This is a genomic window from Streptomyces rugosispiralis (assembly GCF_024505145.1).
GTDB lineage: Bacteria > Actinomycetota > Actinomycetes > Streptomycetales > Streptomycetaceae > Streptomyces > Streptomyces rugosispiralis.
The window spans coordinates 102,387-115,409 of record NZ_JANIAA010000025.1; the positions used below are offsets into that span (position 1 = coordinate 102,387).

Consider the following 13,023-nt stretch of genomic DNA (forward strand, 5'->3'; position numbering starts at 1 on the left):
GATGGACGAGGGTGGATCCGCTGGCCGGCGACGGTCACTTGGCGCAGACGTCCTTGTCGTCGGCCTCGACCCTCTGAATGTCTTTCGGCGCCTTCGACGGGGCGGAGATCGGTGTGCCGGCGCCCTTGAAGTCCGCGCCCAGCGTCAGGGTCATCTCCGCCATCGGCTCGGCGTCCTTCGTGCCTTCCTTCATGGCGGAGGCGGGCAGCCCCATGCTGTCGGCCAGCCGACGCGCCTGGTCGGCCTGGTTGGGAGCGTACTCCAGCGTCGACTTCTTCAGTTCTGACGGAGCGTTTCCGCCGTTGCTGGTGCGGAGCATCCCCTCGGTGTTCTGCATCCAGTCGACGGTCTCCTGGGCGGCGCCGAACTGCCCGCTGCCGTTGAGCACCTTCACCCGGACATCGGCGGGATCGGCCTTCGGCCCCTTGAGCCGCGCCGCCTGCTCGTCCTTGGCCGCCTTCTCCTTCTTCTTGACCTCGGTCAGCGAGACGTCCTGCCGGACCATGGAGAACAGCGGCTCGGCCTTGGTCTTGTCGAGCAGCACGGTCGCACCGTCGGTGTTGTCGACGACCGGAACCGTCGCGAAGGTGACGTTCTTGAGATCGACCTTGCTCAGGTTCTTCCCCAGCGAGGCCAGCTTGGAGACGGTGCCGATCCCGGTGTCCACGGTGAGCGCCTTGGTGGCGGTCTGGGCCAGGTCCCACATCTTGCCCGGGTTGGTGAGCGTCCCGCTGGCCTTCATCTTGCGCATCAGCGAGCTCAGGAACTGCTGCTGGAGCTTGATCCGGTCCAGGTCGCCGCCGAAGCCGACGGCGTGCCGGGTCCGGACGAACGCCAGGGCCTGCTCGCCCTTGACGGTGTGCCGCCCCTTCTTCAGATTCAGGTGCGACTTGGGGTCGTTGATGTCCTTGCCGAGGCAGATGTCCACCCCGCCGACCGCCGTGGACATGCTCTTGACCGCGTTGAAGTCGGCCATCATGAAGTGGTCGATCTCCAGCCCGGTGAGCTTCTCGACCGTCTGCCAGGTGCAGCCGGGGTTACGGCCCTCCTGCCCCAGGCTGGTGTTGAACCGCACTTCCTTCTCACCCGGGATCGTCTTCTCCTGACCGTCTTCCTTCACGGTGCAGTCCGGGATGTCGGTGATCATGTCGCGCGGGATGCTCAGCACCGTCGCGTTCGACCGGTCCTCGGAGACGTGGAACAGCAGGGTGGTGTCGGCGTGGCCCACGCTACCCGCGTCACCGTAGCCCTCGTTCCCCTTGCCGTCCCGGCGGTCGGTGCCGATCAGCAGGATGTTCATCGGGCCGTCGGAGACCGCGGCGTTGTTCTCGCCGACGTCCACCTTGCTGATGTTGTTGTTCAGGTGCTGATAGACGAAGTACGCCGCGGCCGAACCGCCCACCAGCAGGAAGGCCAGGGTGCCGCTGCCCCAGTAGAGCGCCTTCTTCGTCTTCGACTTCTTCGGCTTCGGCTTGCGACGGCTGGCCGGGCCCGTCGCCTTCTCCTTCTCCGCCTCCCGTTTGGCCGCGCGGCGGCGGCCCGTGGGCTCGGAGCCGGTGGCGTCGTCATTGTTCGATTGTCTGGAGACCCGTCGCAGCTCCGTGGTGTCGTCCGCCGATGTCTCGGCGGGATTCAGCCGCAGCTCGTAGTTGCCCGTATTCGGGTCGAACACCCACTGATCGGCTGGGTCGAAGTCACCCGCCCCGCCAGGGCCTTGCGCGTCCACGGTCGCCTGTGTCCTCCGTCGGTGCCACGCGGCGCCTCCCCCTCAAGGCGCTCAATCCGTCTCATGCAGTGCGCGGCCACCTCGTAGAGCGCACCGGATCGCTCACACTATCCGTCCAGATCAGCGTCAAGCGACGCCGGTGACAAATTCCACTTCCCTACAACTGGGCAATCTGCCCAATCCTTATCTGATCCTTCACGATTCATGGGTCGCCCTTATGGTTCTTTTACTCGCAGATGCCGTGCGCCGCGGTCGTCCCCTGGTACCCGGTGAGGTCGGCGGCCTTGGGCCCGCCGCCCGCCGAAGCCGTGACGGCGTGGGACACCGGCACCGGCCGATCCAGCCGCAACTGCCGGAACAGCCGGTCGGCATCGGGTTGGACGAGCTCATCGCGGTTCTTGTTGTACGTGTAGGGCTGCCGCGGAATCGTCAGGAAACGGATCTTGTCCCGGGGAATGTCCCGCACCCCGCGCACCAGAGCGTACAGATCTTTGAGCGAATCCAGGCCCGGATCCGTGGTCAGCGAGGACGTCGCGGCGTTGAGCACCGGATACAGCTTCGCGGGATTGAGCAGCACACCATTGCTCTGCACTTTCTTCACAAGCGAGCTCATGAACTCCTGTTGCCGCCCGATGCGCTCCGTGTCGCTCCCATCACCGATGCTGTACCTGGCCCGCACATAGCCCAGGGCCTGCTCGCCGTGGAGGACCTGACGGCCCGCGGGCAGCTTCAGATGCGCTTCGGCGTCGTCCACGGGCTCCTTCAGGCACATCTCCACCCCGCCGACCGCGTTCACCAGCCGCTTGAAGCCGTTGAAGTCCACGATCATGTGGTGGTCGACGCGGATCCCGGTCAGCTTTTCGACGGTGCGGATCGAACAGGCCGCGCCACCCGATTCGAACGCCCAGTTGAACTGGGCGAACCGGGCCTGGGTGCGCTTTCCGTCCGCCCCCTCGCAGGCCGGGATGTCCACCATCAGATCGCGCGGGATGGAGACGGCGGTGGCGCTCTTACCCCCGGCCTGAAGATGCAGCAGGATCGTGGTGTCCGAGCGCTGGGTGCCGGTGTCCTTGCCGTATTTGCCGTTGCCCTTGCCGCCCCGGTTGTCGGAGCCGATCAGCAGGATGTTCTGCGCGTCCCGCACCACCGACACCGGCCGCTCGGCCTCGTGCTTCTTCAGCTCGTCCGCGGTCCGGGTATCGGTGTGGATATTGCCGTCGAGGCGCTCGTAGAACCACCACCCCACCCCGGCGACCGACAGCACCAGCGAGGCCACGCCCAGCGCGAGGACGCGCGGCCAGCGGCGCCTGCGTCTCGGCGCAGGCTCAGAGCTGTCGGTCGTCACGTCCGCGTCCTCCCACCCGTCTTCCGCCCGGGGGGCGGAGCGGCATCGCATGCCGGGATACCGATTAACGGAACAGACATGCGAAGCCCGTACATGGTTGTACGTATCCGTAGATCATCGCGCGGGGTGGGTGGCGCGACCTGTGGGCTCGGCTCTCGGTCCGCCGGACGGGTCAGGGGAGGGATCGGGCTTCGGCCGGGGGCTGTGGCCGGGGGCTGTGGCCTTCTGGGAGGGGGTGGCTGCGGGGGTGGTCTCAGGGTGTGTGTGAGGGCTCAGGGTGTGGTGGCTCAGGGTGTGCTGGGGCTCAGGGCGTGTGGGGACTCAGGGTGCGGTGGGCTCAGGGTGTGGTGGGCTCAGGGTGTGGTGGCGGTGACGCGCTCGCTCTCCTTGCGCCCGGACAGCCCCTTCTCGTCCAGCCGGTCCAGATGGCGGCAGAGCACCACCGAACCGCCACTGACCAGCGGCGCGTACAGCCCGTACGACAGCCCCTCCCAGGTGCCGTACGAAAGCCCCGACAGGATCCGCGAACCGGGCCCGAGCCCCCGCCCGGCGGCGTCGGCGGCCGCCCGCTCCACCACCTCGGCGCTCGTCAGCTCCGCGCCGCCGACGGCGAGCGCGGGCGTATCCGGGTCCACGGGGGAGTACGGGGCGAAGCGGTCGCCCTGGCTGGGCACTTCCACGGCGTAGTCCGCGAATCCCTCCGGTAGCTGGGGGAAGCGGCCGCCCAGCGGCTGAAGCGACAGCGCCACCCGCTCCCCGGAGCACTCCCGTGCCTCCTTGAGGCTGTCCGGTCCGCTGACCACGAGGTCGGCGGAGGCCGGGTCGCCCCCGATGTCCACGAGGACCCCGACCGAGGAACAGGCCACCAGCCACACGGCGGTCTGCCAATGGGCGGGGAGCAGTAGTGCGCATCTGTCGCCGGGCGCGGCGGCGAGATCGTCCTGGAGGAGATTGGCGGTCTTCGCCACCCAATTGGCGAAGGTGGCCACGGAGAGTTCGACGCGTTCGCCCGTGGCGTCGTCGTAGAAGGTCACGAGCGGGCGGGAGGGATCCGCGTCGAGCGCGGATCCCAGCAGGTCGGCAGGGGTGCGATCGGTGGCGTTCACCCGCGCAAGCCTACGCGCCGAAGATGCGGCGCGGACGGGGTCGGTGGGGTCCGGGTCACCGGACGGTCCGCGACGTGTGCGCTCTTCCGAATGGACAGTTTTGTCCCCTTATGTAGACGATTTCAAGCATGCGTGCATACCTGGCATCCTCGATCGGCGTCGCGTGCACCGCCGCCCTCGCCCTTCCCCTCGCCCTCCACCCCGGTCCCGCCCACGCACGGACCGAGCGGACCGTAGCCGCCGGCTCCACGCGGTCGCTGCCACTGCGCCCGCCGCATTCGCTCGTGGACGGCGGGCCGGACCGGGGCGTGGCCGCCGGGCGCGGAGACGCCGCGGTCGAGCGGGGCGTCACGGCGTCGGGCGTGCGGCCGTTCTCGCTCGTCGGCGTCGTCTGGGACCGGCCCTCCGCGGCGCTCCGCGGCCGGGCGCAGGTGCGCACGCGCGCGGTCGGCGGCACTTGGTCGCCGTGGCGCGAGCTGCTGCCGTACGGGGACGAGGCCCCCGACCCGGACTCGCCCGAATTCCGGAGCGCACGGGCCCACGGCGGCACCGCGCCGCTGTGGGTCGGCGCCTCGGACGCGGTCCAGGCGCGGGTACGGCCGGAGCGGACGGCGACGGCGGATGGGCGGGCGGCGGGCGCGGGGTCGGCGGGTGCGGATGGGCGTGCGGCGGACTCGGGGTCGGCGGGTGCGGGGTCGGCGGGTGCGGAGGTGGCGGCCCTGCCGTCCGGGCTGCGGCTGGAGCTGATCGACCCGGGTGAGCCCCCGGCGCCGCCGCCGGGGCCGCCGCCGGAGCCGGACCGGGCCGCGCTCCGCGCGCTTCCGGGGCATCCGGCGCATCCGGCGCTTCCGGCGCCGACGACGGGACTGCCCGGGAAGCCGTCGTGGGAGGTCTCCGGGTCGCCTGCCGCCTCCAGGGCGCCCGGGGCGTCCGGGGCCTCCGGGTCGCCCGGGGTGTCCGGGGTGTCCGGGGTGTCCGGGGCCTCCGGGGCCTCCGGGGTGTCCGGGATGTCCGGGGCCTCCGGGGTGTCCGCAAAGCAGTCCTCGCCCACCACGCCGCCCGCGAAGCCGGCCCCCAGACCCTCCGTACCCGTACCCGTAACCACCACCCCGCCGCCCAGCGCACTCGACACCGACACCGAAACCGAAACCGACACCGACACCGGCTCCGACACCGACACCGAGGCGGCCAAGACGAACGCCGCCCGCTACAGCGCGCCGCGGCCCAGCATCGTCACGCGCGCGGGCTGGGGCGCCGACGAGAAGATCCGTGAAACGGGCCACGTCTACAGCAAGACCGTGAAGGTCGCCTTCATCCACCACACCGTGACGGGCAACAACTACAGCTGCTCACAGGCGCCCTCCGTTTTGCGCGGTATCTACCGCTACCACGTGAAGAGCCTGGGATGGCGTGACTACGGCTACAACTTCACCATCGACAAGTGCGGAAAAATCTACGAAGGCCGCTCCGGCGGTGTGACCAAGGCCGTACGCGGGGCGCACACGCTGGGCTTCAACACCAACAGCATGGGCGTCGCCGTCCTCGGCACCTTCACCTCCAAGAAACCCTCGGCCAAGGCCGTGAAGGCCGTCGCCAAGCTCACCGCGTGGAAACTGGGCCTCTTCAAGCGGAACCCGCGCGGTACGACGCATCTGGTGTCGGGCGGCGGTAACAAGTACAAAAAGGGTGCCAACGTGAAGCTCCATGTGATCGCGGGTCACCGCGACGGCTTCGCCACCGAGTGCCCCGGCAAGCGTCTCTACGAGAAGCTCGGTTCGGTACGGAAGACGGCCGCCCGCCTCCAGGGGCGCTGATCAGGCGCGGTCCGGGGATCTGCATACACTGGCCGCCGACCGGCGAGCCCCAGCAGGAAGCAGAGACGTACGTGACCAATGCGCCAGAAACGCCATCGCCAGAGGCGATCCTCCTGGTCGGCGGCAAGGGAACCCGGTTGCGCCCGATGACGGTGCACACTCCCAAGCCGATGGTCCCGGCGGCGGGCGTTCCGTTTCTGACCCACCAACTCGCCCGCGCCCGCGCCGCCGGGGTCGAGCACATCGTGCTCGCCACGTCCTATCTGGCGGAGGTCTTCGAGCCGTACTTCGGTGACGGCTCCTCGCTGGGCCTGCACCTGGAGTACGTCACGGAGGAGGAACCGCTCGGCACCGGCGGCGCCATCCGCAACGTCGCCTCCCGGCTGCGCTCGGGCCCCGACGACCCGGTGCTCATCTTCAACGGCGACATCCTCACCGGCCTCGACATCCGCGCCCTCGTCGACAACCACCGCACGACGGGCGCCGATGTCTCCCTGCACCTCACCCGGGTCCCGGACCCGCGCGCGTACGGGCTGGTGCCCACGGACGAACGGGGCAGGGTCACCGCCTTCCTGGAGAAGCCGCAGACCCCCGAGGAGATCGTCACCGACCAGATCAACGCGGGCGCGTACGTCTTCAACCGCTCGGTCATCGACACGATCCCCGCCGACCGCCCCGTCTCCGTGGAACGCGAGACCTTCCCCGGTCTGCTGGCGGAGGGGGCGCATTTGCAAGGCATGGTGGACTCCACGTACTGGCTCGACCTGGGCACCCCCCAGGCGTTCGTCCGCGGCTCCGCGGACCTGGTGCTGGGCCGTGCCCCCTCCCCGGCCGTACCGGGCCGCTGCGGCGACCGCCTCGTCCTGGACAGCGCCTCGGTCGCGGTCGACGCCAAACTGACCGGCGGCACGGTCATCGGCCGCCAGGCCCGAGTGGGCGCGGGCGCCCGCATCGACGGCAGCACGGTGCTGGAGGGCGCCATCGTGGAGGAGGGCGCCCAGGTCCACGACTCCCTAGTCGGCGCCGGCGCCCGAATCGGCGCCCGCACGATCCTCCAGGGCGCGGTGGTCGGCGACGGCGCTTTGGTCGGCCCCGACAACGAGCTGCGGGACGGCGTCCGAGTGTGGTGCGGAGCCGACATCCCGGCAGGCGCGGTCCGCTTCTCATCCGACCGGTAAGGAGCCCGACGCCCTACCGCCCCACCGCCCCAAGCCTCCCCGCCGGAGACCCAGCCTCTCCGGGAACCCCAGCCCCTCCGGCGTTTGAGGAGGCGGGGTTCGGGGCGGAGCCCCGGAGGGGGCCGAGGGGGCGGAGCCCCATCGTTTCGGGAAGGGGGCGGGGTGGGGCTCACCGCCGGAGGCACCCACACCCCACACCCGGAGGCACCCACACCCCACACCCGGAGGCACCCACACCCCACACCCGGCCGCACCCACACCCCACACCCGGCCGCACCCACACCCCACACCCGGCCGCACCCAGCACCCCCGCCTCCACACCCAGCACCCCCGCCCTCACACCCGGCAACGCCGACGCCGACACCGACGCCAACCACACCCAAGCACCCCCAGGCCCCTACATCCCCCGAAAGTCCCGCACCGCCAAACGAGGCCCCCGCCGACCCGGCATCCGCCCGGACAGCAAAATCAGCCGCGCCGCCCGATACCGCTGCCCCGCATAAGGCGCCAAAAGCTCAAGCATCGCCTCATCGTCAGCCCCCCGCACCCCCGCCAGCGCATACCCGACAATCCCCGGCAAATGCAGATCGCCAACCGTCACCGCATCCGGCATCCCACTGCTCCGCTGCAACGTCTCCGCCGCCGTCCAAGGCCCAATACCCGGAATCAACCGCAGCCGGGCCGAGGCCGCGGCAAGGTCCATGGACACGGCCTCCTCCAGCCGCCGAGCAACCCGCACCGCCCGCAGGATCGTCGAGGAACGCTTCGCGTCCACGCCCGCCCGATGCCACTCCCACGACGGGATCAGTGCCCAGCCCCGCGGATCGGGCATGACCCGCATCCGCATCCCCTCCGCCGGCCCGGGCGCGGGCTCGCCATGGCGCTGGAGCAGCAGCCGCCAGGCCCGGTACGCCTCGACGCCGGTGACCTTCTGCTCCAGGATCGAGGGGATCAGGGACTCGAGGACCAGCCCGGTCCGGATGAGCCGGAAACCGGGATGACGCCGATGCGTCTCGTGAACGAGCCGATGGCGGGGCACGAACGCCGACGGGTCGTCGTCCGCCCCGAGCAGAGCGGGCAGACCGTCCAGCAGCCACTCCGCCCCCGGCCCCCAGGCCCGCCCCTCGATCTCCGCGCCCTTGCGCGCGATCCGTAGGGTCCCGGGCCCGGCCGGAGTCCGGCTCGCCCGCCAGAACGCGCCGTCCGCGCCGACCTGAAACGCGGGATCCCCCGGCCCTCGCTGCAGCACACCGAGGTTACGCGCGAGATCACAGGGCCCCGGAGGACTCCACACACGTCTCACACACACGCGGCCACCCTACGACCCACCACCGCCAGACCGGCTCGGCACCCACCACACCACCGACCACGCATCCCGCCCTACGCGGCGCCCAGCGACCCCGCCTACGGCGCCCAGCACCCCCGACCAACCCCAAGGCGCACCCCAGCAACCACCCCCGCACCCGCACTCCCACTCCGCACAACGCGCGCCCCCCATCCCCGCGCACGCGACCCCACCGCACAACCGGTCCGCACAACCCCGACCAAAGGCAACCCAGCCCCGCGCAACCCGACCCCGGACAACCCAGCCCCAAAGCCCGCACCGCAAGCACCCACAACCACCTACCGAACCACCACGACCACCTACCGAACCACCACGAACCCCTCGACCCCCCGCTCCGGCCGTGCCGCCGGCGGCACCGCCGCCTGGCCGACCGCGACCGTGCCCATCGGGTCCCAGTCGTCCGGCAGACCCAGGACCTCGCGCACCACCGGCCGGCAGAACATCGTGGACGACACCCATGCCGAGCCCAGCCCCTCGCCCGCCAGCGCGATCAGCAGGTTCTGCACCCCGGCCCCGGCCGCGACCACGAACATCTCGCGCTCCGCCGTGTTCCGCCGCGGGTCGGGATACGTATGGGCACCGTCGGCGACCAGGCACGGGATCACCAGATACGGCGCCTTGCGCAGCACATCCCCGCGCCGCACCCGCTTGGCGATGCTCTCCTCCGAGAAGCCGTCCCCGCGCAGATCGGCGATCCAGGCGTCCCGCATGGCGTCCAGCAGCCGCGTCCGCGACTCCTCCGACTCCAGCAGGACGAACCGCCACGGCGTCGTATGGTGCGGCGCCGGCGCGGTGACGGCCGCGGCGACCGCGCGCCGCACCGCCGCGCCGTCCACCGGCTCATCGGTGAACTCCCGCACCGTACGACGCAGCGTCACCGCCTCCCGTACGGCCTCGGAGGTGCCCAGCCGGAACATGTCGTCCGCGGCCCCGCGCACCAACGCACTCGCGCCCGCATCCTCGCCCGCATCCCCGCCAACGCCCGGCCGCCCGCCGGACCCCTCAGCCCCGTCCAGCCCCTCGAACGCCACCACCTGCGGAAGCCCCCGCAACACGGCCACCGGCAGCCCCTCGGCCTTGCCCTTGACCAGGTCACCCGCGGCGGCCAGCTCGTCAGCGGTGGCGACGATGGTCGCGCTCAGCGCGTTCCCGTACGCGTCGACTCCGCCACGCAGATCGTCCAGCACCCGCACCCCGGCCGCGCCGATGGCGACGTCGGTGACCCCGGTCCGCCACGGCCGCCCGAACGTGTCGGTGACGATGACGCCGACCTCCACGCCGAGCACCTCCCGCAGCCCGGCCCGGATCGCCCGCGCCGAGGCGTCGGGGTCCTCGGGGAGCAACAGGACCGTCCCGGAAGGGGTGTTGGAGGCATCGACCCCGGCGGCGGCCATGACCAGACCATGACGGGTCTCGACGATCCGCGTACGGCCGCGCCGCGCCACGACCCGCACCGTCTCGGCGTCTATGGCCGCCTCGCGGTCGGCCGCCTCGACGACGCGCCCCTCCGCCTTGCTGACGATCTTGGACGTGACCAGCAGCACATCGCCGTGCGCGAGCCCCGGCAGACCACCCGAGGTCGCGGCGTCGGCGATCAGCTTGGCGAGGTCGTCACCGGGCCGCACCTCGGGCATCCCGGGCAGGGCCCACACCTGATACGACGCCGGCTCGCCGGACGAGCCCCCGGAGGGGCCCCCGGACGAGCCCCAAGACGAGCTCCCGGAGACGTCCCCCGACCCGCCCCGCACCGCGCTCATCCCCGCACCTCTTCCGCCAGCGCCAGCGCCTCGGCCGCCATCGCCGCCGTGGCCTTGAGGTCCGTCATCATCAGCGGGATCGCCCGGCACCGGATCCCGGCGGCCTCGACCTCCTCGACCGCGCCCGCGTCGACGGTGTCGACGAGCCAGCCGTCCAGCAGCCCGGAGCCGTAGTGCTTGGCGACGGCGGCCGCGGTGGACTCCACGCCGACGGCGGCGAGCACCTTGTCGGCCATGCCGCGCACGGGCGCGTCGCCCACGATGGGGGACAGGCCCACGACCGGGACCCCGGCGTCGGCGATGGCCTCGCGCACGCCGGGCACGGCGAGGATCGTGCCGACGCTGACCACCGGGTTGGACGGCGGGAAGAGGACGACATCGGCGTCGGCGATGGCCTCCAGGACGCCGGGCGCCGGTTTGGCCTGGTCGGCGCCGACGGGAACGACGGCATGGGCGGGCACGGAGGCGCGCAGCCGCACCCAGTACTCCTGGAAGTGGATGGCCTTACGGCCTTCACCATCGCCCCCGGCGGAGCCGTTGATGTCCGCCGTGTCGATCAGGACGTGGGTCTCGACGCGGTCGTCCGTCATGGGCAGCAGCCGCACCCCCGGCTGCCACCGGGCGCACAGCGCCTCGGTGACGGCGCTCAGCGGATAGCCCGCGCCCATCATCTGCGTACGGACTATGTGCGTGGCGAAGTCGCGGTCGCCGAGGCCGAACCACTCGGGCCCCACCCCGTACGCCGCCAACTCCTCCTTGACGGTGAAGGTCTCCTCGGCCCGGCCCCAGCCCTGCTCCTCGTGGATGCCACCGCCGAGGGTGTACATCACGGTGTCGAGGTCGGGGCAGACCTTGAGGCCGAAGAGGTGGATGTCGTCGCCGGTGTTCCCGATGACCGTGATGTCGGCGTCCGGAGCCGCCGACATCAGACCGCGAAGGAAACGGGCGCCGCCGATACCGCCTGCCAGAACCACAATGCGCATGAAGCACAGTGTTGCAGCAGCCCCGGACATCGGGGGCGTTCGGGGCGGCTCAGCCGCCGAGGGCGCCCAGCGCGTCCGCCCCGGCCCCGGCGGGCAACTCGGCGCTCTGGGTGGGGTGCAGCGGCATCTCGGTCAGCCCGGGGAAGTAGATGTGCAGACTGACGGCCGGTTCGAGGGCGTCGTTGACCACGTCGTGCACATAACCGGGCGCGAAGACGCGCTGTGCGCCGGAGCGCAGAGTGTGCCGCGCGCCGTGCGTTCCCACCCGCTCGGTGAGCTCGCCCCGGAGCACGGTCAGCACCCCGGAGGAGCGGCCGTGGTCATGGGCCCCGCTGCCCTGTCCGGGCACCCAGCTGAGCAGCCACACCTCATAGCCGGGGCCGGTGCGCAGCCGGTGGTACCAGCGGCTGGTGGCGTCGTACTGGACGAGGGGTGCCCAGCCGTCGCGGTCGGCCGCGATGGTGCGGGCCAGGCCCGCGAAGGCGGAGACGGTGGAGGGGTGCGCGGGTACGGGCGGCAGCAGATGCGGGATGTCGAGCGGGTCACCGGCGATCTGGACGTCGCTGTTCATGCGGTGGGGTTCCTCGGCGGGAGGGGCGCGGAGAGAGCGCCGTAAGGGCGAGAGCGCCGTAAGGACGCGATGGGACAGTGGGGGCGCGGTAGGGGCGCGAGGTGCGATCTGGACGCGGTGCGCGGTCTCAGTACGAGACACCGCGCGCGGAACGCGGAGAAAGCTGGAGCTCGGGAGGCATCAACAGCTCGAACAGCGACAGCGAGCCCGCACAGCGCAGCGGAACCCGTGGTCACGGGTCGGCAGGGGCGCGTGGGTCACTGACATGCGACCAAGGAGACCCGGATCGCCGCGCCGCTGTCAACTTCATCTCACGTTTCAGGTCAAGGTTCACCTCATCCGGTCGCTGTGGAGGCAGAAAGGTTTGTGCGCGCGTTGTATTGGTGACACGGCGCATCAAGCGCATCACTCCCGCACCACCCCGCCCACCCGCCCACTCCGCACCATCTCCCGCGCGATGCAACGGGACCGACGCCGATGGCGTCCTCCTCAGTGAGTGAGAGGAGGGATCCCGGGCAACGGATGGGGAAGGTGTCGCGTTTAGGCCGATTTGAACACTTTCCGCGCAGCCTTGGTTCCGCAGAGTGAATAAGAGGCCCAATAGCAGATCTCGGCTTGACTGGCCCGGATCGGCACACTTGTAATTTCACTCGTGTCGTTCTGCCGCTTCACCGACGGCATCAGGCACGGGGACGCAAAGACAGACGAGGGGCGCACATGACCGAGTTGTTCCAGCAACTGCTGGTCGAAGAGGCGGACGAGGAGCTCGGTTGGCAGGAGCGCGCACTGTGCGCCCAGACCGATCCCGAGTCGTTCTTCCCGGAAAAGGGCGGATCCACCCGTGAGGCGAAGAAGGTCTGCCTCGCCTGCGAGGTCCGTTCCGAGTGCCTCGAGTACGCCCTCGCCAACGACGAGCGCTTCGGGATCTGGGGCGGTCTCTCGGAGCGCGAGCGCCGCCGCCTGAAGAAGGCCGCCGTCTGACCCACGGCGTTCGAGCCGCCGTCCGACCCACGGCGTCCGAGGTCCGCCGGATTCACCGGATCCGCCGGGCCCGTCGTCAGGGCCGTCGGACCCGTCGGACCTGGCAGGACCGCATGACCCGCGCTGACATATCCGCACAGTTCGCGGCGGAGTGAGCCACCGCGACCGGTCCGCCCCCGAGCCCATGGCGACGGGAGGCGGACCGGCCGCATGCACA

General features: G+C 71.0%; 10 protein-coding genes. 3 read left to right on the top strand and 7 right to left on the bottom strand.

Annotation, left to right across the window (positions count from 1 at the left end; genetic code table 11):
• Positions 1-34 precede the first annotated feature (34 nt).
• From NP777_RS30125 to NP777_RS30135, 3 genes are all read right to left on the bottom strand, one after another.
• Positions 35-1,726: an LCP family protein gene (locus tag NP777_RS30125; protein WP_256653324.1), complete on the bottom strand. Its 1,692-nt coding sequence runs from the start codon at positions 1,724-1,726 to the stop codon at positions 35-37.
• Positions 1,727-1,952: 226 nt separating this feature from the next.
• Positions 1,953-3,071, bottom strand: a complete 1,119-nt coding sequence (locus tag NP777_RS30130) for an LCP family protein (RefSeq protein ID WP_256653325.1) — start codon at positions 3,069-3,071, stop codon at positions 1,953-1,955.
• A gap of 353 nt (positions 3,072-3,424) precedes the next feature.
• Positions 3,425-4,177: a TIGR03089 family protein gene (locus NP777_RS30135; RefSeq protein WP_256653326.1), complete on the bottom strand. Its 753-nt coding sequence runs from the start codon at positions 4,175-4,177 to the stop codon at positions 3,425-3,427.
• A 128-nt stretch (positions 4,178-4,305) separates the two neighbouring features.
• Here NP777_RS30135 and NP777_RS30140 point away from each other — a divergent pair, with 128 nt between their 5' ends.
• Both NP777_RS30140 and NP777_RS30145 read left to right on the top strand, forming a co-directional pair.
• The gene (locus tag NP777_RS30140) at positions 4,306-5,991 is read left to right on the top strand and encodes a peptidoglycan recognition protein family protein (RefSeq protein WP_256653327.1); all 1,686 of its coding nucleotides are present in this window, start codon (positions 4,306-4,308) and stop codon (positions 5,989-5,991) included.
• Between the two features lie 71 nt (positions 5,992-6,062).
• Complete coding sequence (locus NP777_RS30145; RefSeq protein ID WP_256653328.1) at positions 6,063-7,169, top strand: sugar phosphate nucleotidyltransferase; 1,107 nt, start codon at positions 6,063-6,065, stop codon at positions 7,167-7,169.
• A gap of 397 nt (positions 7,170-7,566) precedes the next feature.
• On the opposite strand, the gene NP777_RS30150 is transcribed toward NP777_RS30145, so the two are convergent.
• From NP777_RS30150 to NP777_RS30165, 4 genes are all read right to left on the bottom strand, one after another.
• The gene (locus NP777_RS30150) at positions 7,567-8,478 is read right to left on the bottom strand and encodes a DNA-3-methyladenine glycosylase family protein (RefSeq protein WP_256653329.1); all 912 of its coding nucleotides are present in this window, start codon (positions 8,476-8,478) and stop codon (positions 7,567-7,569) included.
• Between the two features lie 335 nt (positions 8,479-8,813).
• The gene (locus tag NP777_RS30155) at positions 8,814-10,148 is read right to left on the bottom strand and encodes a coenzyme F420-0:L-glutamate ligase (protein ID WP_256653349.1); all 1,335 of its coding nucleotides are present in this window, start codon (positions 10,146-10,148) and stop codon (positions 8,814-8,816) included.
• A gap of 119 nt (positions 10,149-10,267) precedes the next feature.
• Positions 10,268-11,254 carry a 2-phospho-L-lactate transferase gene (gene cofD / locus NP777_RS30160; RefSeq protein ID WP_256653330.1) on the bottom strand — a complete coding sequence of 329 codons (987 nt, stop codon included), beginning with the start codon at positions 11,252-11,254 and terminating at the stop codon, positions 10,268-10,270.
• Between the two features lie 49 nt (positions 11,255-11,303).
• Positions 11,304-11,825, bottom strand: a complete 522-nt coding sequence (locus NP777_RS30165) for a cysteine dioxygenase (RefSeq protein WP_256653331.1) — start codon at positions 11,823-11,825, stop codon at positions 11,304-11,306.
• Positions 11,826-12,542: 717 nt separating this feature from the next.
• On the opposite strand from NP777_RS30165, the gene NP777_RS30170 reads away from it, so the two are divergent.
• Positions 12,543-12,806, top strand: coding sequence for a WhiB family transcriptional regulator (locus tag NP777_RS30170; protein ID WP_004952403.1), 264 nt, complete (start codon positions 12,543-12,545; stop codon positions 12,804-12,806).
• The last annotated feature ends 217 nt before the right edge of the window (positions 12,807-13,023 follow it).

Coding starts and splice junctions, on each gene's coding strand:
- NP777_RS30170 (WP_004952403.1), top strand. CDS start 12,543: ATGACCGAGTTGTTCCAGCAACTGCTGGTCGAAGAGGCGGACGAGGAG.
- cofD (WP_256653330.1), bottom strand. CDS start 11,254: ATGCGCATTGTGGTTCTGGCAGGCGGTATCGGCGGCGCCCGTTTCCTT.
- NP777_RS30140 (WP_256653327.1), top strand. CDS start 4,306: ATGCGTGCATACCTGGCATCCTCGATCGGCGTCGCGTGCACCGCCGCC.
- NP777_RS30155 (WP_256653349.1), bottom strand. CDS start 10,148: ATGCCCGAGGTGCGGCCCGGTGACGACCTCGCCAAGCTGATCGCCGAC.
- NP777_RS30165 (WP_256653331.1), bottom strand. CDS start 11,825: ATGAACAGCGACGTCCAGATCGCCGGTGACCCGCTCGACATCCCGCAT.